This is a genomic window from Methylobacillus sp., from assembly GCF_036844465.1.
GTDB lineage: Bacteria > Pseudomonadota > Gammaproteobacteria > Burkholderiales > Methylophilaceae > Methylobacillus.
Window position 1 is genome coordinate 43,842 of sequence record NZ_DAIUFW010000009.1, and the last position, 22,258, is coordinate 66,099.

General features: G+C 55.0%; 28 protein-coding genes. 23 read left to right on the forward strand and 5 right to left on the reverse strand.

The genetic code is table 11. From position 1 onward, the window contains the following. Nucleotides 1–403 precede the first annotated feature (403 nt). Both V7Z75_RS11605 and V7Z75_RS11610 read left to right on the forward strand, forming a co-directional pair. Nucleotides 404–946: a hypothetical protein gene (locus tag V7Z75_RS11605; protein ID WP_011254845.1), complete on the forward strand. Its 543-nt coding sequence runs from the start codon at nt 404–406 to the stop codon at nt 944–946. Then, a complete protein-coding gene (locus V7Z75_RS11610) occupies nt 946–2,064 on the forward strand; it encodes a tyrosine-type recombinase/integrase (RefSeq protein ID WP_334108868.1) in 1,119 nt (372 codons plus the stop codon). The genes V7Z75_RS11605 and V7Z75_RS11610 overlap by 1 nt, the downstream gene beginning before the upstream one ends. A 1-nt stretch (nt 2,065) precedes the next feature. On the opposite strand, the gene V7Z75_RS11615 is transcribed toward V7Z75_RS11610, so the two are convergent. The 4 genes from V7Z75_RS11615 to V7Z75_RS11630 form a co-directional block, all read right to left on the reverse strand. Beyond that, entirely contained in the window at nt 2,066–2,395 is a 330-nt protein-coding gene (locus tag V7Z75_RS11615; protein WP_334108838.1) for a hypothetical protein, read from the reverse strand. Next, nucleotides 2,395–3,366 carry a hypothetical protein gene (locus V7Z75_RS11620; RefSeq protein WP_334108839.1) on the reverse strand — a complete coding sequence of 324 codons (972 nt, stop codon included), beginning with the start codon at nt 3,364–3,366 and terminating at the stop codon, nt 2,395–2,397. Before V7Z75_RS11620 ends, V7Z75_RS11615 begins: the two co-directional genes overlap by 1 nt. A 6-nt stretch (nt 3,367–3,372) precedes the next feature. Then, a complete protein-coding gene (locus tag V7Z75_RS11625; protein ID WP_334108840.1) occupies nt 3,373–3,645 on the reverse strand; it encodes a hypothetical protein in 273 nt (90 codons plus the stop codon). A gap of 196 nt (nt 3,646–3,841) precedes the next feature. After that, on the reverse strand, nt 3,842–4,672 hold the full coding sequence (locus V7Z75_RS11630) for a helix-turn-helix transcriptional regulator (protein ID WP_334108841.1): 831 nt from the start codon (nt 4,670–4,672) through the stop codon (nt 3,842–3,844). Nucleotides 4,673–4,802: 130 nt separating this feature from the next. Between V7Z75_RS11630 and V7Z75_RS11635 the strand changes: the two genes are divergently transcribed. The 6 genes from V7Z75_RS11635 to V7Z75_RS11660 all read left to right on the forward strand — a co-directional run bounded on the left by V7Z75_RS11635 (nt 4,803) and on the right by V7Z75_RS11660 (nt 8,761). Next, nucleotides 4,803–5,813, forward strand: a complete 1,011-nt coding sequence (locus V7Z75_RS11635; RefSeq protein ID WP_334108842.1) for a toprim domain-containing protein — start codon at nt 4,803–4,805, stop codon at nt 5,811–5,813. Then, the gene (locus tag V7Z75_RS11640; RefSeq protein WP_334108843.1) at nt 5,810–6,139 is read left to right on the forward strand and encodes a KTSC domain-containing protein; all 330 of its coding nucleotides are present in this window, start codon (nt 5,810–5,812) and stop codon (nt 6,137–6,139) included. Before V7Z75_RS11635 ends, V7Z75_RS11640 begins: the two co-directional genes overlap by 4 nt. Before the next feature lie 98 nt (nt 6,140–6,237). Next, nucleotides 6,238–6,501 carry a DUF7696 family protein gene (locus V7Z75_RS11645; protein WP_334108844.1) on the forward strand — a complete coding sequence of 88 codons (264 nt, stop codon included), beginning with the start codon at nt 6,238–6,240 and terminating at the stop codon, nt 6,499–6,501. A gap of 123 nt (nt 6,502–6,624) precedes the next feature. Next, nucleotides 6,625–7,161 (forward strand): hypothetical protein, encoded by a 537-nt coding sequence (locus V7Z75_RS11650; protein ID WP_334108845.1) that lies wholly within the window; start codon nt 6,625–6,627, stop codon nt 7,159–7,161. 63 nt (nt 7,162–7,224) lie between these two features. After that, nucleotides 7,225–7,680 carry a hypothetical protein gene (locus V7Z75_RS11655; RefSeq protein ID WP_334108846.1) on the forward strand — a complete coding sequence of 152 codons (456 nt, stop codon included), beginning with the start codon at nt 7,225–7,227 and terminating at the stop codon, nt 7,678–7,680. Nucleotides 7,681–7,756: 76 nt separating this feature from the next. Continuing rightward, nucleotides 7,757–8,761: a YqaJ viral recombinase family protein gene (locus tag V7Z75_RS11660; RefSeq protein ID WP_334108847.1), complete on the forward strand. Its 1,005-nt coding sequence runs from the start codon at nt 7,757–7,759 to the stop codon at nt 8,759–8,761. A 95-nt stretch (nt 8,762–8,856) separates the two neighbouring features. On the opposite strand, the gene V7Z75_RS11665 is transcribed toward V7Z75_RS11660, so the two are convergent. Beyond that, on the reverse strand, nt 8,857–9,384 hold the full coding sequence (locus V7Z75_RS11665) for a hypothetical protein (protein ID WP_048704725.1): 528 nt from the start codon (nt 9,382–9,384) through the stop codon (nt 8,857–8,859). A 388-nt stretch (nt 9,385–9,772) separates the two neighbouring features. Here V7Z75_RS11665 and V7Z75_RS11670 point away from each other — a divergent pair, with 388 nt between their 5' ends. From V7Z75_RS11670 to V7Z75_RS11740, 15 genes are all read left to right on the forward strand, one after another. After that, nucleotides 9,773–10,732: a hypothetical protein gene (locus V7Z75_RS11670; protein WP_048704727.1), complete on the forward strand. Its 960-nt coding sequence runs from the start codon at nt 9,773–9,775 to the stop codon at nt 10,730–10,732. A 75-nt stretch (nt 10,733–10,807) separates the two neighbouring features. After that, a complete protein-coding gene (locus V7Z75_RS11675) occupies nt 10,808–12,937 on the forward strand; it encodes an HD domain-containing protein (protein WP_334108848.1) in 2,130 nt (709 codons plus the stop codon). Next, nucleotides 12,925–13,422, forward strand: coding sequence for a nucleoside 2-deoxyribosyltransferase (locus V7Z75_RS11680; RefSeq protein ID WP_334108849.1), 498 nt, complete (start codon nt 12,925–12,927; stop codon nt 13,420–13,422). The genes V7Z75_RS11675 and V7Z75_RS11680 overlap by 13 nt, the downstream gene beginning before the upstream one ends. A gap of 49 nt (nt 13,423–13,471) precedes the next feature. After that, entirely contained in the window at nt 13,472–15,376 is a 1,905-nt protein-coding gene (locus V7Z75_RS11685) for a VWA domain-containing protein (protein ID WP_334108850.1), read from the forward strand. Nucleotides 15,377–16,015: 639 nt separating this feature from the next. Further along, nucleotides 16,016–17,008, forward strand: a complete 993-nt coding sequence (locus V7Z75_RS11690; RefSeq protein WP_334108851.1) for an AAA family ATPase — start codon at nt 16,016–16,018, stop codon at nt 17,006–17,008. Between the two features lie 117 nt (nt 17,009–17,125). Then, nucleotides 17,126–17,518, forward strand: a complete 393-nt coding sequence (locus V7Z75_RS11695) for a hypothetical protein (protein WP_334108852.1) — start codon at nt 17,126–17,128, stop codon at nt 17,516–17,518. A 54-nt stretch (nt 17,519–17,572) separates the two neighbouring features. Then, nucleotides 17,573–17,809 (forward strand): hypothetical protein, encoded by a 237-nt coding sequence (locus tag V7Z75_RS11700; protein WP_334108853.1) that lies wholly within the window; start codon nt 17,573–17,575, stop codon nt 17,807–17,809. Nucleotides 17,810–17,868: 59 nt separating this feature from the next. Beyond that, nucleotides 17,869–18,093, forward strand: a complete 225-nt coding sequence (locus tag V7Z75_RS11705; RefSeq protein WP_334108854.1) for a hypothetical protein — start codon at nt 17,869–17,871, stop codon at nt 18,091–18,093. Nucleotide 18,094: 1 nt separating this feature from the next. Further along, complete coding sequence (locus V7Z75_RS11710) at nt 18,095–19,090, forward strand: hypothetical protein (protein ID WP_334108855.1); 996 nt, start codon at nt 18,095–18,097, stop codon at nt 19,088–19,090. A gap of 96 nt (nt 19,091–19,186) precedes the next feature. After that, on the forward strand, nt 19,187–19,696 hold the full coding sequence (locus V7Z75_RS11715; RefSeq protein WP_334108856.1) for a hypothetical protein: 510 nt from the start codon (nt 19,187–19,189) through the stop codon (nt 19,694–19,696). Further along, the gene (locus tag V7Z75_RS11720; RefSeq protein WP_334108857.1) at nt 19,696–19,890 is read left to right on the forward strand and encodes a hypothetical protein; all 195 of its coding nucleotides are present in this window, start codon (nt 19,696–19,698) and stop codon (nt 19,888–19,890) included. The genes V7Z75_RS11715 and V7Z75_RS11720 overlap by 1 nt, the downstream gene beginning before the upstream one ends. Before the next feature lie 271 nt (nt 19,891–20,161). Beyond that, nucleotides 20,162–20,497 carry a hypothetical protein gene (locus tag V7Z75_RS11725; protein WP_334108858.1) on the forward strand — a complete coding sequence of 112 codons (336 nt, stop codon included), beginning with the start codon at nt 20,162–20,164 and terminating at the stop codon, nt 20,495–20,497. 8 nt (nt 20,498–20,505) lie between these two features. Next, a complete protein-coding gene (locus V7Z75_RS11730; protein ID WP_334108859.1) occupies nt 20,506–20,835 on the forward strand; it encodes a hypothetical protein in 330 nt (109 codons plus the stop codon). Between the two features lie 132 nt (nt 20,836–20,967). Beyond that, nucleotides 20,968–21,519, forward strand: coding sequence for a hypothetical protein (locus tag V7Z75_RS11735; protein ID WP_334108860.1), 552 nt, complete (start codon nt 20,968–20,970; stop codon nt 21,517–21,519). Nucleotides 21,520–21,620: 101 nt separating this feature from the next. After that, entirely contained in the window at nt 21,621–22,241 is a 621-nt protein-coding gene (locus V7Z75_RS11740) for a hypothetical protein (RefSeq protein WP_334108861.1), read from the forward strand. Nucleotides 22,242–22,258: the final 17 nt, after the last annotated feature.

Below are 22,258 nucleotides of genomic sequence, written 5' to 3' on the forward strand. Positions count from 1 at the left end.
TGGGAAAGGGCCGGCAGCCCTTGTCGCCCCTTGGGTTCGTCGGTTGCTGCATTTTGCGTCAGTGCGCTCACTGGATTCTCGATCTGATTGTAGTGCTAAGGACTCTGATTGTATCGGATTTTTCCAAACGTTTTTCGGACGTCAAACGTCCAAAACTTATTAGTTATGGTCAGTTGGTTCCCATAACCCCCCATTATGGGAACTTTGGAAGGGGGGGGCATGGAAGATGGCGGTTCTAAAACACTTAAGGCGGTGGCCTTTGATTGCCCATGAATCAATTAAAATCAAATGTTTAAGTTTGTATTAATAGACGCCGATGTCTAAAATAGAGGCCTAGATTTCAAGATTCAGTGACACAGATGGCCGTAAGTTCAGAATTCAGTGACCCGCGGGTTGATCGCCGATGATCAGAGAGCGCACGCAACGGTTGGCCAGGAACGAACTGCGCGAAGCAGCTTCCGCGAAAGGCTGGTCGCTCTCGAACCTTGCGTATCGATGGGGGGTTACGGTCCGTCATCTGAGCCGCGTCTTCACGGGAGATGAAGTTGAGCAGCGATGGGTCGATGCGGTTAATGGGTTGCCTGTTCTTACGCGGGCCGAAGCGCGGTTCATGAAGATCAGTCGGCTTGCACAGCAGAAGACCAAGCCCGATCTCGAGGTGGGCCCAGGTGCCACTGGGATCTTCGAGGATGAACCGGCTGAGGAAACAGTTTCTGGCGAGCCGCTCTACTCATTCCTTTGTCCAGGAGCGATCCTGATTGCCACGGAGTCGAGAGGGGAGATCGAGGAGGGTGAGGAGTGGGTCGTTGCGGAAGTAAAAAAACTCTTCGCCGGCGGGTGCATGGTGGCTGTGCGACGATGGGATGGTGACGATCTGGTCTGGTTCGAATCGGAAGAGGATTTGTGGTCCTGCATGGTCGAAACCGGCCGGGAGGAAGGTGCTTGATGATCGGTGATGTGGATCTGGTTCAGAAGGGGCAGGTTACAAGGCTGGAGGAGGCCGCTCCCGATCGTCTGCCTCGAGCCTTGGTACGCGCCAACAGCGACGAAGAGCTAATTCGCCTCTGGCTCGACGCCGTAGGCGCCGCCTCTGAAAACACCATGGCTGCGTACAAGGCAGAAACACTGCGCTTTCTGGCATGGATGAAGACGCGGTCAATTTCGCTTGATGGACTTGTCTATGAAGATCTCCAGGATTTCGAAGAGTGGCTCCGGAACCCTCCTGCCGATCTGATCGGTCCTCGACGGCCGATTGGCTCGCCAGATTGGCGTCCCTTTGCCAGCGCAGGGCTTTCCTCTACCTCGGTGGAGAGGGCGCTGAGCGTGATCGCGAACCTTTACTCGTTCCTGCATGAAAGCAGGCGAGTCAGCATGAACCCGGTTAAGTTCTACCGTGCTTGGCAGAAGAACGCGCGCAAAAAAAACCGTAGCCAGCGAACGCGGAAGCAGTTGGAGTCGTCTGTCGAAAGCGCGGTCAGGCAGTGGCTCGATGATGAAGCAGGAGCCAGTATTTCCGATCGATGGTCTGTTGGGGCCTTGTATTTTCTCGGGTTGCGTGTAAGCGAACTGTGCTCAGCCAGGATGAGCGATCTCTTTGTGTCAGACGGTGCCTGGTTCTTGGCGGTGGTCGGGAAAGGGCTTAAGCGGCGCGACGTTGCAGTGAGCAAGGTCTGTTTGAGGTTGCTTGCCGCGTACCGCTTGGACGTCGGGTTGAGTCCCGAGCCCAGGGGTGAAGACTGGCCGCTTGTAGGTTCGAAATGGGACCCTAAAAAACCCATCACGCGACGGGCTATGCATAAGCGGATCGTTGCGGCGGGCCTTGATGCTGTATTCGATGAAAATAGCCCGAGGGGACTGTCGGCGAATCTGCACCCTCACCTGTATCGTCACGCCGCCGCGAGCCGGTGGATTCGCCAGGGAGCTAACTTGATTTCAGTGCGAGACCAGCTTGGCCATAGTTCTGTGACAACAACGGAGATCTATGCGCATCGACCTGACGCAGCTCGACATGCAGATACAGCAGGGGCCGATGACATCGAGAGCGCGAAGGAGATAGGGCGCTAACTCACTTCTTGGGCAGGTGAGCGGTCTTCGTTGCCTTGAAGAGGGGAAGAGAGCGCTTGCCTGTGAAAAAAACGCCTTCCTCTGCAACCAACCCGGAGTGGCTCAGTTTTCTGACCTCTGCTGCGGCCACTTTGACGCTGACTTTCAACTCGTCAGCGAGCTCCGGCACCGTAAGCGGCTGTTCTGTTAAAACGCGAAGAACAGTGTCTCTGAAACTTGCCCGAGCTGGACTGGGCGGGGTGCGGACGGCATCTTCAACGAGGATTCTTCGAACTGGAGCTGCGGAGGGGCGCTGCGGAAGTGGTGTCAGGCCCAAGAGATGAGCAATCATCAGGCAAGAAAGACTTCAAAACGCTCAACCAGCTTATTGAACTCATCCGTCTGAAGGGATGTTATTGGCTCTTTGCCGGACTCGATCGCCTTCAGGCGCTCAACGGTGATCCCAAGTGCTGCTGCAAGCTTCACATCATCGTTCGGAGTGATCGACAAGCGATGACGCCAGTCTGAAAACAGGGTCTTGATCTTCTGAGGGTAATCGGAGTTTGCGCTGCTGGCATATCGCAGTTCCCGAGCAGAGATGAGCACCTCAGCAGGAACATTGGCTCTGCCATACAAGTAGCTCGTCAAGCGATCACGCGGGATGTTCAGGGCGAGAGCGTAGTCGTCAATCTTGATACCAAGTTCGCCGCGGATAGCCGCTAGTTCCGCCTGCTCAGGGGAGAGGTCGGTTCTTGGTTTTTTCTCGCTCGTTTCGACTTTGATGACGCCTTGTTGGACGCTATTAGAGACAAAGCCGACGACTTGTCGAGGCTTCTTGGTCTTGGTGGTCATTGCGACGATTTCCCTGTGCAAGAGGTCTTCCGCAAGTTTTTCAGAAAACTTGGAGCGCGCGAAAGCTGTTGCGCTGCCTTCGTCAAGCGGCAAAAGGCTTGTATCAGCCTCTTCGGCGCTGATTCTATCCTCTTCCCCTGGTTCTTGGTTCTCGCTTCGTTGGGAGTCAAGGATCTCGCGGCTGGGGTAAAGGCGCCGTATCGTCTGGGATGAACGCCATGCGATGGTGTACCAGAAGCTGTAGAAGCCTTCAGGCTCGTCGATCTTGTCAAGGAGCTTGTAGATGACCAGAACTGACTCTTGGAACAGTTCTTCGGAGAGCGATGGTCGCACTCCGGTTTTACGTACGACTACTTTGACGATGTAACGAGCGCGGGAATCCTGATAGAGGTAGCAGAGAAAATTGTCTGCAGTAAGGCTTCCCGCGCGATAGGCCTTGATCGCATCTACTGCTGTGAGAAATTTCGGCATCTCTGTTTAGTGTGAGCAGTTGGCCTTTTTGGTCCAGACACGCCCCAGGGATTCGGCCATCTCGCGGAACTTGCTGTGCTCATCTGCGTCAAGGCTGCGATTCGAGAGGCAGGAGATCACTGTGATCAGTAGATCGACAGCTTCAACAGGTTCAGAAACAGACTCGAGCGCAGTAACGCTCCTGGTGCAGAGCGTGCCGAAGTCCATTTCGGTCTGCCCTGGCTCAAAGCCAAGGAGGGCTTTGCCGATAGCGTCAGTGAGCGATGCTTCTTGATGCATGGTCGTCCTCTTGTGGTTTTACTATGAAATTCTGTGTGCACAATTCGTACCTAGTAAAAGGAATTTTACATGCGCAGAGGATTTCGTCCAGCAAACACAAGGGCATTTTTGCAGCGCAGCGCAACGCCTCCTTTCTTGACTTGCGCGCAGTGCTTTGGTAGGAAAGTGTTATATAAAGTACTGCTAGAACAGTAGCTTATATGACTTTCGTCATAGAGACGATGCGTTTTGAGATCATTGCGGCGCGGTAGAGGCCAAGCCGCTCTGCTGTGACCGCTGCGTCTTGCCTAGAGCGCGTACCAAGTTTTTCGTTGGCTCTGCGGAAGATGTTGTTCACGGTGGTTGTAGTCATTTTCTGCATGGCCGCGATGTCTTTCGTAGAGAACCCCCTCCGTGCGAGGCTGAGAAGCTCAAGCTCAGTTTCCGTTAGGGGAAGAACTCGATTTCGTTCTTCAGCTTCCCTTTGCGCCTCCAGCCAGATCGCAGCCTCCTGCCCGATTGCTGCAACGATCGGTACCGCCTCTTCGAGAGTCTTGCGTGATAGCTCTTGGTTGTTCCCAGCGTACAAGAGGGCCAGACGGTCCTGAGCAAGATGAATCGGGACGACCACTCCGTAGGGGAACAGGGAACCGTAGAACTCCTTCAAGAATTCTTTCTGGCCAGTTGACACACCATCAACGTCGTACGGCACAAAGATTGGGGTGTTTGAGTGCTGAGTATGCAGAACGAACGGATCAATGAGCGCCCAGTTGTTCTTCGCGTACCGGGGCATCCATCCGGTCGCGTCTGAACTCATGGCTAGGACGCTGGTTCCACCGAACAGGCCATCTGTTTCCTTGGACCCAATCATCAAGAACCATGAACGCATTCCGGCGACTGTCAGCGCAGCAGAAACCAATACCTCAACCTCCGCCTCGGACTGCATGTACCGCAGTTTGCGAAGGGCACTCATGAATGGGTCGGTGCGCCGACGCGCCTGGGCTGGATGCATCAGTATTTTGGTGTCATTTTTACTGAATTTTACCATTGCTTGTTTTTGCTATCTGTGAACTGTTTCTCACCTCTAGCGGCCGTGGTCGCCAACACACCTGTCGAGTTCTTATCGTTGAGGTCGCATTACCTTCGTGCAGATCAACGCCTGAATAAGGAGATGAAACATGTACGAAGAAGTCAGGAAGCAAGTTCCGCTGTCGTCGTTCTTGGCATCAATACTGGGGGAGCCGGTGGAGACAAGAACTGGGCCTCGCTGGTCCAGCTGCCCTCACTGCGGTCCAAGTGAGCACGATTCCAGAAAGACGACTCTTTCTGGGAAAGGAGAGTTTTTTCGGTGCTTCGCGTGTGGGTCACATGGAGATGTGATTGAGGCAGCGGCTTTGTACTACCGCTGCTCTCACAAGGAAGCAGCAGCTAAGCTTGCCGGAGACGCACGGGTTGTTGTCCCGTTTCGCCATAGTAGGAGAGCGGCCATTCCTTCGTCTCCGGACGCTGGCTTGGTTGCTGAGGCAATGCAGAAGCTACTGGATGCTCAGGCTGGATACTGGGACTACAACGTAGTCACCTACCTCACTCAGGAGCGAGGGCTGCCAATGCCACTGTTGAGGGAGGCTCACGATAAAGGGTATCTCCGGATGCTCTCGTCCGATGTGGGAATCGCAGCAAGCCAGGTGGCCCGCACTGTCGGGAATAAACTGTTGTTGGCAAGCGGGTTGCTTAGTCCGGAAAAGAAGCTCCCTGCTATCGTCTATCGACCGATCATGTTCGGGTTTCCCGGTAATGATGCGGTTGAATTCCGTCGCCTCCCTGGTGAGTCATACGGGCCAAAGGCGCTGCGACATGGGAGCGTACTCATGCCGTGGCGATGGAACGAAGGCAGGGGTACGGTTGCGCTGGTGGAAGGTCTGATAGACCTGTTGTCACTTGTGGCAATGGGGTACGAGGACGAGGTGATTGCTGTTCCAGGTTGCCGGCAGTGGAACCATGCATGGAATCCGCTCCTTGCAGATCGGACTGTAATCATCAAGTTCGACCCTGATGGACCAGGTCAGACTGCAGCAGCAGACCTATCAAGTGAACTTCAGTCTGAGGGAATTCGTGCATGGGTCGATTGCCCCAAGGACGGAGATATCAATGACGTGCTGCTGGCTTCGTTGCGACGGAGGGTGGCATGAAGGTGAAGTTCAGCAAGGGCTACAAGATGGCCTCGAGCTCGGTAGCCACTGCCGGATACGACGTCCTCAAGCAAAGGCTGGGTGTTGTGTTCTCAAGCGGCAGCGGCTACGTCTACGATGGTGTATCTCAAAACGTATGGGCCGCTTGGAAGAAGTCCTCCAGTAGGGGGAAGTACTTCAGCGAGAACATCCGCTCGAACTATGCTGGCACCGAGGCGGAGATCTCCTTTTCCACCTTGCGGAACCTGGATGAGTCATCAGTGATTCAGTACACGGCAGAGGACTATATGCTGCCAGAAGATGCTGTGTCCGAAGCCTGGTTCTAGCACCCACTCGCCCGCCCTCACAAACCACATTGTGAGCGGCGGGCTTTTCATTACTGGCCTTTGACATCTCTCCTGTGCAGTCTCAACAGGAGCGAAAAATGGAAAACAAGGGCGACACCTATTCGGAAGACTTCAGGCACGTCTGCGAGTGCAAGTCGTGGGCAAAGAAGGCGCTTCGTCTCAAGAACGAGGGGCAAGTGGATGTTCAGGCATGGTGGGTATCGACTTTCGAGCTCATCAAGAGGTACAGAGGGGGCGCGGCTGCCGTGCGCCTGGAGAAAGGCGTTCAGGAGTGGCTGCTGACTCGTAAGCAGCAGCTGATGGAGGAGATCGCGAAAGAGCAAAGCCTTGAGGGTGCCTAGCTCGGTTGTACATTCTGATAGGATTAAAGTAGGTTCATGCAGCGTTGCATGTGAAATTCAATTTTTACCAATCGACGGACTGCATCTCACTCGTGCAGTCCAACTACCTACTAGGAGAATATTATGAGCATCATCACCATCACTTCGGCCCTTCAGGGCGCCATGTTCACCCTCAATGCTGAGGAGAAATCCAAGGCCCGCGAGATCCCTGTCGGTAAGGGCGTCAAAGCCGCTGTTGTTCTGGCTGGACATTTGTCGGCTCAGGACGTGAGGCAGCAGGACGGATCTTACGCGCCGGGTGCTTTTGGTCGGCTCCCAATCGAATGTGCCGTCCATGACGGCCGCTACATTATTTCGGTCGCAGGCGGGCTTCGTGGAACCCTTTTCAAGATGACTGAAGAGGAACGATCGAAAGCGAAGGAGCGTCTCGAGAAGGCGCGCAACAAGGCAGTGCCTGACTCCGACGTGCCGTATTACAACGGCGACCTTGAGGTCGGCGGCGGCCGCAAAGTCTGGCTTTCCGGCTTCGTTCGCGAAGTTGGCGCCGGCAAAGAGCGTCCCCAGGGCGAGAAGTTCATCAGTCTTCAGACTGGTGAAGAGAAGGCTGAACGCCAAGGTGGTGCAAAGCAGCAAGTTGCTGCTGATTCACTTCCGATGTAATAACCAAAACGCACATGCTCATTCTTTGAGTGTGTGCGTTTTTTTTCGTCTGGAGATTTTGAGATGCAGCAGAAAATGAAAATTAAGGTCACAGCGGCTCTGGCTTTAGCCTTGGCTGCGCTTGCTATGGGGTGCGCTTCGATGACCAAAGACACACAAGGCCGCGACCTGGTCTATCTGCAAGAGGTGAAATTCGACGTAAGTAACCCTGATCTCGGACTGTTTGTTCCCTGGTTCAAGGTGCCGGTTGATGCGGTCGTCAAGGTTGGAGTCGGTGCGTTTGCTGGGACAAAAGTCGCGTCGGCGCTTGAGGCGAAGAAGGAAGTTCCTGAGGTGTTCATCACCTATTCGAAAAAGGAAGGTGAGATCAGCCTCGCCAATGTGGGACATAACTTCTCTCGGCCTGTCTGGGAGGGGATGCCCGAGCTCCAGACAAAACGGTGGTACATCCTTGCCAAAGACGATAAGGGAAAATACCTCATTCCGTGCGATGCCTCCTGCCAGCCTGCAGCGCGTTGACGCCTCCCGCACGTTTTCTTCCTTTAGTACCCGCATTTCCTCCCCGCATCACTGACCTTAATAGGAGGAAATCGTTATGAAGATCGTTAAACTCGACCAGCGTAGCCAGGAGTGGCACGACTGGAGGGCAGGAAAGGACATTGACGGCCCGCGAATCACTGCAAGCAACATCGCCGTGATCGCCGGCATCTCGCCCTTCAAGTCGAGGTATCAGTTGTGGGAAGAGATGACCGGCCGCAGGGAGCCAGACAAGATGAACCCTGCTATGGCGCATGGCGTAGAGACGGAAGATGAGGCTTTGGCTGCCTGGATTCAGGATCATGGCGATTATGCCCAGCCGTGCTGCATCGAACATGATGGCATTCCGTGGGTTGCTGCCAGTCTCGATGGTTTGACCTTGACGGGCACAAAAGCCGTTGAGATCAAGTGCCCATACTCCCGCTACGGGGATGCGCCGAAGCTATGGGTTTCCGCGCAAGCCGGTGAAATCCCTGCTTACTATCTCGCCCAGATGCAGTGGCAGATGTTTGCATCGAATGGCGAGATCCTCTCGATGGACTTCTGGGTCTATTGGGCGGGGAAGGGGATCAAGATCCCCGTGCAGTCTGATCCGCTGGAGCAGCAGCGTTTGTACGCTGAAGCAAAGACTTTCAGGGAGGCTGTCATCAACGATGACATCCCTGCGACCGATGCTTGGATCGATGCAGCAAGTGCATGGCGTCAAGCGAAGCTTGAGTACGACATGGCAAAAGAAACCCTCGATGCGCGTGCAAAAGACATCGAGAACCTTCTTGCAGCTAATGGAGAGTCGTCGTACGAAGGTTGCGGCATCGTCGCCACCAAGTACTCAAGCAAGGGAGCGGTGGATTACGGCGCGCTTTTCGAGAGCGTGAAGGAGCACCACGGCATCGATCTCGTTATGCTTGCTGAGCAGTTCCGCAAGGATGACTCTGAGCGATTCAAGATCACTTTGCAGAAGAAGGCTCCTGCGGCAAAAGCTTCTACGAAGCGAACGACAGAGGCTGAGATTGAAATCGCTGATGCAATGCTTCAGAGTGCAGCAGAGGAAGCTTGGTTCTAGAAACCTAACCCCGTCACAAGCCTGTATTGCTTGTGACGGGGTTTTTTGTTGCTCTGCGGGTATCTCGTTGCACCGCGATAAAAACTATATGCGGTTCATTCGCCGGAAGAGCTCTGTTCTGCGTCGGCGTCTTTCTTCTTCGTCCGAGATCTCTTTGTCTTGGGCTCTTCAATAACCCACTCTTTTCGCTGTATCTTTCTAAGTATCTCAGTTTCGTACATTCTTTCGTAGATCATGCAGATAAAGAATTTTGTTCTGTCCGAAAGGATGTCCCACTCGTCCTTGCTTGGAGCAAACTGACTTACGGTTGGGTCTTCACTTATCTTTTGAATAGTAAGACGCATCCGATCCCCAAGATCCTGCTCAATCAGGAAGTCGTTGGGTTCCAAAATCTCGGCCAGGATATAAACATCGACCGTACTTACTCCAAGCCATTCCGCAAGAAGGCGCTTGGCTTCATCAGACATGCTCTGAATCGGCCTTGTTCCTGAAAGCATTGCTTGGAAATAAGGCGGAGAAAGATTGATTGCAGCTGCGGCGTCTTGTGTTGTTACGCCCAACTCCCATTTACGTTTATGAATGGCGTCAATCAGCGGCTTCCCCTTGGGGATATCCTTGGTCATGTTATTTCCGATGTTAAGTCTTTGGGTCGAATTCTCTCTTGGTGGATTGGGATGCATGTAGTACCGATGCAAAAAAACAGGCTCCCGTCCGGAAACGGCCTGTACGGTCTTGCATTGGTTCCTTGTTTTCCATCACACCTTGCGTTCTGCATGGTCATTGTATGCGCAAAAAAGGCGCTCTGTGCTTCCTTCCTTCGTCTGAAAGGAAGGATTTTTCTTCAGCTTGTAGCGTTTGGTTACGACGTCGGCGCCGATCCGATTATCACAGATACGCACAGTTTGCAACTGGTTCCTGCGAGTATGCCCTGGATTGCTTGCAATCTGGTGGCGTCGAGTTATCATCTATCCTAGATGTAACACTTCCGATGCCACGAAATAGGGAATCATCATGCTTTCACAAGAGCGCAGACGTATCGCAGCCCTGTACCAGTACCCTGACGGCTTCTTGAATGTGGGGTGGTTCGCTGGGTATCTGCGACGCAAGGCAGGAGATGGTCGTCACTTCCAGATCCAGCAGACCAACCTGGATAACCATAACCTCGACCTTGTTCTGCGAAAGAACGACGAGATCCCGCCTCAGTTTCACGATCTGAAGCCGCTTCGAGCGATCTGCAACCTGACCGGTAAGATCATCGGCGAAGACCCTGTGACGAAGGAGCCGATTCGGACTGTTGTTGCGACCGCAGTCGGCTTCGATGTGGCAACCGTTCTCGACATGCCGATCGATTCGGCGTTTGACAAGATTCCAGTGGCAGGTGCCCCGACGACGAACTTCGAGGACCACGGCGTCAAGCTCTTTAGCGGCAGGGACGACAAGCTTTCTGACTCGAGCAATATGGTCCGTCTGGCCGGCATCATCGCTGCGACACGCTTCCGGGCCCCGAACCCTGAAAAGGGAATTCGAGCGCGATGCGAGATTCTGCTCAGACAAAAAGAGGATGAGTCTCAACTGATCCCGGTTCGCTACTACGGGCGTTTGGCATCGGCTGTGTATGAGCGCGTGATGCGCGGCGCCGCATGTGAGATCGTTGGCCGGCTACTGGCCGACGTGAAAAGGACGGGAGAGCCGATTGATCCTGAAACGGGCATTGAGCCCGTACGGAAAATCCATTTCATTGAATGTACAACCGCGCCTGGGGTAACGACCAAGAATGAAATCAAGGTCACTCCGGAGTGGATGGTCAAGATGCGCCAAGAGCTTCAGGACTCCCAGCGCCAACGCGCGGAAGCGCGAGCTCGCCGGATTGAGCAACAGAAGGCAGCCTTGTTGGCCGGGGGCGGTTCGAAGCAGTCTCCGGTGGCCGAAGTGAGTGACGCAGAGGCGCAAGCGCTTTTCGATACGCTTTGAGAAAGGTTGGTTTTGAGACAAGGGGGCGCCGGTTTATCGGCTAGGCCCCCTTTTTCATTTTTCGGGTTGTGTGGAATGCGCTACAAACTTGTCCAGTCCGTTGCCTTGGTGACTTCATTCTGGTGGTTTTGCCTAACGCTCTATGGGCTATTTGATGGCTCATGGAATGGAACAGAAGAACTGTCTAGCTACGTGCTAGAGGCAGGGTCTTCCATCAGTCTTGCCATCTTCATCGCCATTGGCATAGTCGTTTCTGCCTACATCATTAACGAATATCTTTTGAGCAAGTATTTAAAGGGGAAAAGGGTTCGTGGTTTGAGCTGCTCCCTTGGGGCACCTCCCATTCCTCCATATCACATCCCCATGGCGCAGAACGTTCCACAAAAAACGGGGAGGGATTCAGTTGATCGGTGGCTTTCATATCTCAAGAGAGCGCACCCCGAACATTACCGTCTCGCAAAGCAGATTCTTCGCATCCTGCTATCTGACCCGAAGATGCCTGCGTCTCACGTTCGCGGAGGTCATGGAGGAAAAACTCTGTGGGAACATTCGCTGTTGGTCTGCGAAAGAGCGATCGTTATCGCGCCTACTTGGACCTATGAGGGATTGAAGACGCCGAAGGGTGATTTGGTGACAGCCCTCCGGGACACCAGCTACACCTTTGATCCCGCGGACCCCCTAGTAGGTATCATCGCGCTCGCTCATGATATTGGGAAGCTAAAAACCTTCCTGCGCGATCCCAAGACGGGTGAAGTCCTTAAAGAAACTCACGAGCACGATAGCGTCTCAGCGCTTATGGTGACAAAACTCGACGAGTTTTGGCAGATCCCACGAAGCGACCAGGAGGCAATTCTTGGAGCTGTCGGGTACTACCATCGGCCCCAGTCTTTCCCGCTCGATAAGGGGCAGCGTGCATATGACGACCGTACGCACGCCTTGATGGAGCTACTGATTGCGGCAGATCGGTCCGCAGGCCAAATCGAATCTGGCATAGCTCCATCGGTTCAAACCGGACAGCAAACGGTGGAATTCATGACTCGCCTTTGGGCGGCTTTTCAGGAGCTTACTTCCGAACCTGGTCGCGTCAATGGGAGTAACAAGGCGCAAACTATAGGCCAGAAGAGAGGTGAGATCGTTGTTTTCAAAGAGCGTGAACTTCTCCGGTTTCTCGGCCAAAAGCTGGCCGTCAATCCAACTGAAGACCTGAAGAGGGCTCTCCTCGAAGTGCTTGCTGACCAGGAAGTTTTGTTCGACCCTAACCCGAACATGCGTTCCTCATCAAATCCTGCGCCTCCGCTCAGAACCTATTCGGTTTCGTTCTTTAATGCTTCGAACGGGAAGCATGTGGCAACGTGGCGTGGTGCTGTTGTGATCATGCCAAAACACATCCTCCCCGGGCTCTCCAGCCTGTTCGACCACCCTGCGCTTTTTGAGGTCCACACTGAAGATGCGCATCTTCCCGCTGAGGGCATCGGGCAAGACAACTCGGCTGTAGCTCAAGTCAATGACGGCGGCGCACAAGATCAAGCGCCTGCGGAGGCTTCCTCTCCTGCGGCTGAAGTGAAGCCAAACAATGCCCAGGAAAAGGTAGCACCAGACGGGGCATCATCCCTTTCTGAAGAACCCGCTGAACAAACATCTGCCGCTGTTAGTGCAGCTCTCGACAATTTCATCTCAGGTGAAAGAGGTGCCATTCAGAACGAAAGCTTTGAGAACGATCTTGAGATGACTGACGAGGAAGGTGGCCTCTCTGGGGCCAACGAGGCTTCTGATCAACCTGGAAGCGATGATGTCCTCGATGAGGATGTGATGCATGAGCTTTCGAAAGTCATCGAAAAGCAGGCTGAAGAAAAAGCGGTAATGATCGTTGAAAAGGAAGATGAGATGGATCGCGAGCGCAAAGAAAAGCAGTTGAAAAAACTACGAAAAAAAGATAAAGAAAAACTAAGTGCGTTCGCAGAAGAGTGTCAAGGCAATATTAAAGATCAGCCGGAGGCGCTTGCTTTGGTTCTCAAAGCGATGCAAGGTAAGCCGTATTTAGAAAAGCGCGGATTAAAATGGTACAAAGCGGCTGATTTGGGTTTAACGGACGAACAGTTTTCTGTGTTAGCAGAAAATGCAGCGCCGGGTTTTATTGAGTTGGGTAAGAACAAAGACGGTCAGTTAGTTTGGATTGCTGTTTCGGAGGCCTTATGCGCAAGCTAGTCTATTTTGCCGGTCCCGACTTATTCTTTGCGGGCTATCGAAGGAAGAAAGAGTTTTTAAGGGAGGTGTGTGAGGCGAAAAATATATACCCTCTTTTTCCCGGCGATGATGAGATCAGCGATCCGAATGTTATTTTCAGGGAAAATGTAGCGAAAATACGCGAAGCCCATGTGGTGATTGCAAACCTGAAGCCCTTCAGAAGCTCAATCGAACCGGATTCCGGAACTGCTTTTGAGTGCGGACTTGCCTGGAGTTCTGGTATCCCTGTGATTGGGATATGTCAGGATCGGCGACCAATGATGTTGAGAATTGACCCGTCTACCCATCTTTGCAATGACGAGGGGTTGTTGACCTGCTCGGATGGCGCAGTGATCGAAAACTTTGGCTTTCCCGTGAACCTGATGCTGGCTACGTGTGCGACCGCCATCGTTACGACTGTAGTAGACGCGATTAACTTGGCTGCTCGTCTCGAGTTGCCTTCATAGAACGCTCGCCGCATCTCGCTCCTGCAGCCGTAACCAACAGGAGTCTGAAATGCTCAAGCAGAACCGTAAGGAGGCGCTTCGCCTCGTAGCAACCATGTTGGGGCGTCGCTTCGGCGTCCAGGTCGTCTTCGGCAACATTAAAACAGCAGCGACGACGGGCAAGGTGATCTATCTGCCCAACCTCGCAACGACTGGCTCAGAGGAGGACATGATCCTTCTGTACGGGCTGGTCGCGCATGAGGCGGCGCACTGCCGCTTTACCGAGTTCAAGGACAGCTCGAAAGGGAACGTCCTTGTTCGCGCCCTCGATAACGTGTTCGAGGACATACGGATCGAGTTGGCATTGGCCAGGATCTTTCCTGGGGCGGCTCGAATGCTCTTCGATGCGGCCAACGGTCTCGCAGCGCGGGGCATCCTTGATGCTCCACAGCAAGACGAGGAGTATCAGCCGGCCGACATCTTGTGCAGGGCGCTTGTGATGGGGCTTCGCAGTCGGCACCTGAAGCAGCACTGCTTAGATGAAATGGCTGGCCAGTGGCGGACTCTTGCCGAGGACGTGTTTGGTGACGAGCTGATCGAGGCGGTTTTCGAACTTGCTGACCGCTCTGCAACGCTCACATCCACGGACGAGGCTTCGGCCTTGGCGTGGGAAGTCTATGAGCTACTGGAGACTTCTGCCGAGGAGAAGGAAAAGCAGGAGGAACAACAGAAGCAAAAGCAGCAGTCCAAGTCATCGCAAGATGAGGAGGACGAATCCCATGTCCCCTCTCAGGCAGGGCAGGACGAAGATGAGGGTGATTCGTCGCCGTCGTCTGGGGCAGGTGATGAGGAGGAGCAGGATTCGTCCTCGTCGGGTTCTGGTGAGGAAGATGAGAATGGGGAGGATTCGTCGCCGGGATCGTCTGACGATCGGGGCGAAGATGATTCCTCTAACTCAGATGAGTCTCAGGGCGACCAGGGTGATTCTGAGGCAGGTGACTCTGACGAAAGGGGGGAGGCGGACGCTGGCGATTTTTCCTCTCAAGGGGAAGAAGGTGACTCGGGCGAGCAAGCTGCTGCGATGCGCCAGGCGCTCAAGGCGCAGTCGGTCAGTTCGGTCAGCATGGAAGACATGCTGAGGCAACAAATGGGTGCCAATCAGGTTATGGGCGCCGGTGCTCGGACGCAACACGCAAGTCGAACCAATGGCGTCAAGGACCAGGGGCAGGTCAGGGCGTATCTGAAGCGGCACGAGCTCAAGGCGAAGCTGGGCACCCGCCTTGCAAGCCTGATCGAGTCGACCGTGGAAGAATCGTTGTGGGACGGTTACACCGGGCGCAAGCTCTCTCACAGTGCACCGGAGAGGCTTTCGCGTGGTGACCTGAAAATCTTCCTCAAGAAGGAAGAAACCGCAGGCACCAACACTGCGGTCGCCCTGTTGGTCGATTACTCGGGGTCGATGTGGACAACGATGCCGCTCACCGAGGGGGGCTCAAGGGCTGCGGGCGGGCAAACGACCGCACAGGAAGCCGCCTATGAGACGCACTTCGCGCTAGCTTCAGTGCTGTCGACCTACGAGGTGCCGTTCCTCTCGATCGCGTTCGCCAATCACGTGTGCGTGCTCAAGGAGTTCGATGAGCCGCTCTCTGCTCACCGTTGGGATGATGGTTCTTCGGGCGACACCGCGACGGGCGATGCGGTTGAAGAAGCTCTTATCCGTATGACGGAGCGCGAGGAGGAAAAGCGCATCCTGGTTGTCGTCACAGATGGCGAGCCCAACGATCACGATTCGCTGATGGCTGGGTGCAGGTTTGCCCGCCAGAACGGAATCCAGATCGCGGTCGTGTTCATTGGCTCAATGGGCCACGCCCTCGAATCAATGCTCAACGAAGAGGAGGTTGCCTTTGACCGGGCAATGAGTGCTGACCGGCTTTCGCAAGCGGTCTTTGGTGCTGTCGCGAAAGCGGTAGCCTGATCCAACCACGAGGGCTCAAGCGAAATCGCTTGGGCCCTTTTTTATCACCGTGCTACGCACATCTCTGAGGGCAGACCTAACCCAAGGAGATTGACGTGTCATTACTCAGTTTTGTAGTCATCGGTGCCCTCGCGCTCTTGTCGCTTCGTCTTTTCATGACATCGCGCAGAGACAGGAAGCGTGCTCAGCTTCGCGAGCTGCAGCAAGCTCTTCGGAGGAATCTCGACGGAGACAAAGAGAAGCGCCAACCGACAGCTAATCGTCGCGAGGCCCCTTCAGCAGATGAACGGCGTATCGCCGAGCTCGAGCGCACCGTAAGGCGCGCAGAAGAAGAGAGCAAGAAGCTTGCTCTCGCTCTTGAGCAGCTTCAGCTTGCTCATGACAAACCGATCATGTCCAGGGCTCGTAAGAGCCAACGGAAAATCGAGCCGGTTGTTGCTCCTCAAGCATCATTGCTCCCTGCAGTGATGAGGAGTGGTCGCACTGGTGAGCCTATCGCCAGGAGCTTGCACTGATTAACATCAGTGTCACCCCTCGCACCCTCTCGCTTCGGCAGAGGGTGTTTTTTTCGCGCACGTTCAGTTTTCACTTCACCTTCTTGCCATCTCTCCTTGCAGCCCTAAACACAAGGAGATTCAAATGTCACAAACGACAGCAGTAACGGAGAAGCTTGGCAACATCTTTGGGTCTGCCTTCAAGGACCCCCAGGCAGCTCAAAGGGCGGTTCCTGTAAGGACATCGGGGCCGTTCACGCCCGCAGATAACCCGTCCCATAGCTTCACCGAAGCTCATGCACGCCTGTTGGTGGCATGGGTGTGGGCCGGGGTGAGCAAGAATCTGATGCTGACTGGTCCTACTGGATCTGGGAAGTCCTCGATGGTCGAGGTCTTCGCGGCTCGCACCGGGTGGCCGCTCTTTCGTGTTGCTTGCCACGGGCGAATGGAGTTTCAGGAGCTCGTCGGCGCCTGGCGCATGGCGTCCGTACCTGGTGGCGGCCAAGAGTGGAAGTGGGCTGACGGCCCACTACTGGCAGCCATGAAGGTAGGGGGTATCCTGCTTCTGGATGAAGGCAACTTCCTCCATCCAGCCGTAGTCGGTGGCTTGAACACGATCCTGGATGGGGCGCCGCTCTTGGTGCCTGAAACGGGTGAAATGGTTCAGCCGCACCCGGATTTTCGGGTCGCATTCACGGCTAACGCTGTGGCGCACGACATGGATGCCGCTAACTACCGGGGCATTCAGCGGCAGAGCATTGCTTTGCTAGATCGCTTCCTTGTGGGGACGGTGGACTACCTGACCCCGATGGAGGAAAGCAAGATTCTGCACGCGAAGTGCAAGCATCTTGCCGGTCCTTTCATCCAGCTCCTCGTTGAGGTGGCTGGGGACGTTCGGGAAGCCTTCAAGCAGGGCGAAATGACCACTACCATCTCGACCCGCGGCCTCATCCGCTGGGGAAAGATGTTGCTGGCGAATGGTCGTTCGCTTGCGGATGCCAGTGCTCGAGGCGCCACGGAAGAAGTGTTGGCTTGCCTCAACGGAGCCCTCCACGCCGCTGTTACGGCGCGATCACCGGAAGCTGAGCGGGAAGCCATCGAGAAGATCGTCTCTGCTCGATACGCCCCTGTGAAGTGATGATGTAACACCGCCGCCTCAGAAAGTCATTTTCTGAGGCGGTTTTTTTGTGCCCGTTTTCCCTGCCCGTGCTTCGCATTCCCTCCCTGCACATCAACCACAAGGAGGTAATCGGTCATGTCATCAGTCGTTACTTTTGGAAAATTCAAGGGGCAGTCTTACGCGGAGCTCCCTTATTGGTACCTGCGTTGGATGGTGCTTGAGAAGCACACCAAGGCAGATCTTGCCGAGCAGGAGATGCAAAGGCGCATGGCGTTGCAAAGCGACGTGCTCATCGAGCCGAAGGTGCTCGCGAGGCTTGAGCGCTATCACAAGGCCTCGTGGCAGCGGACTCGGAAGCCTAGAGAGTCGTTCTTGCCTTGGCTCAACCGGTTGGCCAGCGCTGCACTACGAACGAGCCCGATCCATGGTGGGCGGTATGCGCTGCCTGGGTTCGTTTTTGTTTTTGATGAGGATGGAGCTGTACCCAAGCTCGTCGACGTCGTTCAGCAGCGTCAGTACGTGCCCTGATTTCTCATGGTTCAAACGGCATAGCTCAGTGCAGTTCTAACCAAGGAGAAAGAAATGTCACGCGTTCTTGTATTTGCCTCGATTGCGGCTCTTTCGATTTGTCCCGAAGGAATGAGGCGTAAGGGGCTTGCGAGGCTGGAAAGGGCTCTGTGCTTTGGCGATATCGGCATGGCGCCGGCGAGTAGATTCAGGGCTATCACCCTGATCAGGAAGCAAAGGATGTCTGGTCTCGGACAAGACGTGCTTGGGTGGTTGATTGTCGGCTTCGTGGCCGCTTTCATCCTCTACTGATACCAAACCCGTAGATTTCGATTCAATTCGAGACTGCGGGTTTTTCATTGAGTTCGAATATGGATTTCGGAAAAGAGGTCTTGGCTGGCGTGTTCGTTGAGCTGGTTCAGGAGGGCCGGTGGCTTGTCCGTTCCTCCTTGAAAAGCAGCAAGACACCTGAGCGTGTGGGTGAAGTGATGGGGCGCCCGGGGAAATACGTGGCCTTCACGATGAAGGGACAGCGTGTCTGTGTGTCGAAGACGCTCAAGGGGGCGGCTTTGAAGATTTCAGAAGAGGAGCTTTGAAATGGTTCGGCTATTGAGTTTGCGGGCTGATCTGCCTGCCGTGGTTGCGGTGAATGTTGTGTCCACCATGCGGGAAGAAAATGATGCGGAGGAGTGGGATTTCTATGCCTGGAGCGCCCTTCATATTGCTTTCAACATGTGGTGCAGGGAGGTCATTCATCAAGGGGTTCTCAGTTCAGAAAGTGCTGCTAAACGAGGCGTTGTAGATCTGTTCCGAGAAGCTTCGTGCACCGCAACTTTTCGCGATGCTTTTAAGCTGAAGGGAGCAGAACTTCTGGGCATGGATGTTCTTGATCTGTCCACTGAAATGACTTCGGCCCTACCTGCGCCGAGGATGGGAATGAGGCCATTTTCTGTTACAAGGCTTGATAAGCTGCCACCTCCCAATCTGCGGTTCACGTCATGTCGCCCTCCAGCCATGAAAGTGCAGCTGACTGTGTCTGATCTTGCAGATGAGTATGGAGAGGGGATGCCGATCGCGTGGGAAACGACGTATGAGGATCTGATCGAAGGTCGTGTGCGTGTGAAATCCGGTTATGGTCAATATACGCAGGGCATCGTTGAGTTTGCTGATGACGATGGGGCCTTTGCTACTCAGGTTCCTGATGGGATGAGCGTGATGTACGCCCCCGTCGTGGACGAGCTTGATCATGTGACCCTTCTCGAGACTTGCATCTTTGAAACCCGAGAGTCCGTTGAAGCCCGGATTCGCTCGGCCGTAGAGGCCTACGCAAGGGTGGCAGTGCTTGCAAGGATCACTTACGACCGCGAATGCCTTGGAATCCCAGCGGATCTGGAGCCCGCTTCCGTTACGGTAACGCAAGAGGGCAATGGGGCCAAATCTGTTGTTCAAGTTGCATTTTCGGGTAAAGGCGAGCAGATGGTCCGTAAGGCGAACTGGTGGTGCAACGCCATCTTTGGCGATCGGGCGAACCAGTTGGCGTTGGAAGCAGCGAATCGGTTGGCACAAAGTCTGAAGGTGCCGTTCTTGATCTAAATGAAAGGCCGGCTGACGTCATTGTCACCGGCCTTTTTTCTATGGTGCCTCCCTGCATGTCATTCCATGCAGTTCAACAACAAACAGGAGAGCATCATGAAGATCGATAGCGAAGAGTTCGCCCTTGCGCTGGAGTGTAAGAGCGAGGGCGACCGCGGCGTCGCAGCGCTGCTGTTGCAGGCAGCCAGAAGAAGGGCGCAGAACCGCAGTCTGGTGGAGCGCCTCATGCGGGATAGGGGCGGTGCGGAGGGGATGGAACTCTCCAATGTTCCTGAAGGTGCCACCCAGAAAGAGCCTGCCTATGTGGCGATCCTTCCCGAGCCGGACGGGAGCGGTAAGAGTCGGCTCGTGAGCTTTCGCCAGAACGGCTTTCATGGGCATCAGGTGTTCGCAACCCCGGAGGCCGCGCTCGAAGAGGCGGTCCGGGACGGCTACCGCTGGCCCGTCCAGGTGCTTGATCAATTGGCCCTTCAGCCACTCTTCCAGAAGGGGCAGCGGTTCGTTGAGCTGGTCTACGCCTACAACATCGGAAAGCTCGATGCTGCGGCGTTTCATGCGGCAGTTGATGCGCTCGATCGTGAGTATGACTTGAAGGAGGCAGCGTGATGGAACGGTTGCCAGTAAAGGTGGGCTGCGGTGTGCTTGAAAAGCCCATGACGCGTAGCCAGGCAGAGCGGTGGGGGCGTCAGAACATGCCGTCGGACCTGCGAAAGGCAGGCTTCGTGGTTGATGTCTATCGAACGGACCCCGTGATCAACGGCGGCGATTGGTTTCGCGTGAACTACGTGAAGCGCTACTAAGGAGAAAGCGATGATCGATGACGAGGAGCCAGGGTTCGATCTCTTCGATCACGGCCTGCATGCGTTTGAGGCCTTCGACAGCCTGCTCGAGGACTTGCTTTCATGGTTCTGTTGGTGGCGACACTGACCTGATCCGAGTTTCCTGCGCCCCTCCACCGTTGGAGGGGCGTTTTTACGTATAGCACCACATGGATCGGATTCCGATTGATGTCACTGCATCTCTAGCCTGCAGATCCAACTCGCAGGAGAAGGGCAATGACAGGAGAAGAAAATGGCAAGTTTTTCGCACATCAGATCCACCGGAGTATGCTTGAACCCGAAGGAGGGTTTGATCATGCCAACTGTTTTCACTGTGACGTTCTCCGACAACGAGACGACGCCGGAGCACATCGAGTCGAGGGCGGCCGAACTGGGAATCACGCCCGAGATGCTAATCCGACGCGCCATTGCGGAGCATCTTGGGGACTACGGCCTGAAGGAAGTGCCAGAGGGAGCCAAGATCAACTCCATCACGGAACTCCTAATTCACTCGGGAGTGTTCAAACCTGGAGCAGGGGAGGATGAGCTATGTCTCAACTTGAATCCCCCTGCCCGGGGGAAGTCGTAGGGGCTTGGATGCCCGAGACTGAGGAGGTTTGCAGTCCCGGCAGCAAGTTCCGGCCTGTGCTCGTGATGGCAGTCGATGAGCACGACGGTCAAATCGATGTGCTCTGTGCCTACGGGACGAGTCAGAACGTCGATCGTGTCGGCAGAGGGGAGTTTGTGGTGACGCCTGCTGATCTTCGGCTCGAAAAAACGACGAAGTTCTGCCTCCGGAAGATGTATTGGTTGCCACTCGAGGCGAGCTACTTCGCCCGGGGTGGCGCTCAGGAAGTGGCAGGGCGTTTGTCTTCCAAGCTTCTCAGCAAACTCGCGTTTGCCGCCAAGGAGGTGGGGCTGAAGTAGTCTTTCTGGACCACAACCTCCCTCGATACTCAAAGCCCGCATCCTCACAGGACGCGGGCTTTAGTTTTTTACGAGCCCGTCAGCGGTATCCCCTTCAGTGCAGCACAAACCCATTCACTGAGGAGTTACACCATGAAGGCACTGAAGTTTGTCACCGATGTCCGTTCCGATGCCGATTATGCGGACATCCCTGAGCAGGCCATTTTCGAGATCGACGAGAAGGCTGCGGCCAGGATCGCCGCCTTGTCGCGCATGGTCAGCGCTTCCGAAGCGCACAAGATCGAGGTCTTTGACGCGCGCACGGTCTGGCTCAAGGAGGAGGCGAAATCCGATGAGGAGGCCGACGACCCCGAGAACCAGGAACGTGTGGAGCTCGATTCACTGGTCGTGAGCAATGAGGAGTTCTGGTTCGCTGGATACCTCAAGCACACCAACGTGCGGATTTTCACGGCACGTCAGCGGATCGACTCGCTGCTGAACTACTTTGGCGTCAAGGCAAGCGAGACCGCCGAGGTCCGCGCCCGCCAGTTCATCGAGTCCATGGCACGGCTGAGCCTGTGGGACTGGTCGAACGAAGCCGGTGAGCCGGTCAACGAGTGCTCTTCGCCTTCGGACGGCTACGAGGATTCGCATGCTGCGCTTATGACGCTGATCGAAGAGGCTCGCGCCTTGTCCGTGAGTTGATCTCAGACCCCCAACCGTCGATGCGAGGGCGGTTTTTTTCGCATGTGCCCCGTGTCATTCCTCTGGTGCAGTTCTTTCTCATACGAAAAAAGGAGTTGATCATGTTTTTTGTGATGGAAAACGGTGGCCTGTACAGCGAGTTTGTTGCGCTTGAGGCCGCGGTGGACATGGCCGAGATGGTCTTTGGCTATGTCGATCCTCAAGGGGAAGCGACTGTATCGGTCGAAAATGCGGAGGGTAAGTGCGTTGCTGTGTTCACGAACCGCAAGATCATCGGCAGCTTCACAAAACAGGCATGGGGCGGTCGAAAGGGCGACGACGCAATCTATGTCGGTACGGAGGAGTTTGATGCAACCGACCATGTTCTGTTGCTCGATCACGCCGAGCTAGTCGCCCTGGTCGACGGAGAGGAGCGTACGGACGAGGTCGGCCTGGCGCACTTCGACTGGCGTGGCCCCAGCGAAACTGCTGTGTGCGAGTCGATCTGCGATTACTTCGGCGTGCAGGAGCTCGAACAGATCTCACCCGAAGCGCTCTCGTTTGCACGTGCCCGCAGGAGCCCGAAGCCGGCCGTTGAGCAGACGCTGACGTTGAGCATCAAGGTCGATGTCTCGATGATCGGCGATGCGACCCTTGAGGATTTCGTCGAAAACCTCGACTACAGCGTGATCTCGAACACCCCTGGGGTTCGGGTTCGCATGACTGAGCTGGTCGACGCCTAGACGTTCACCGCCCATCC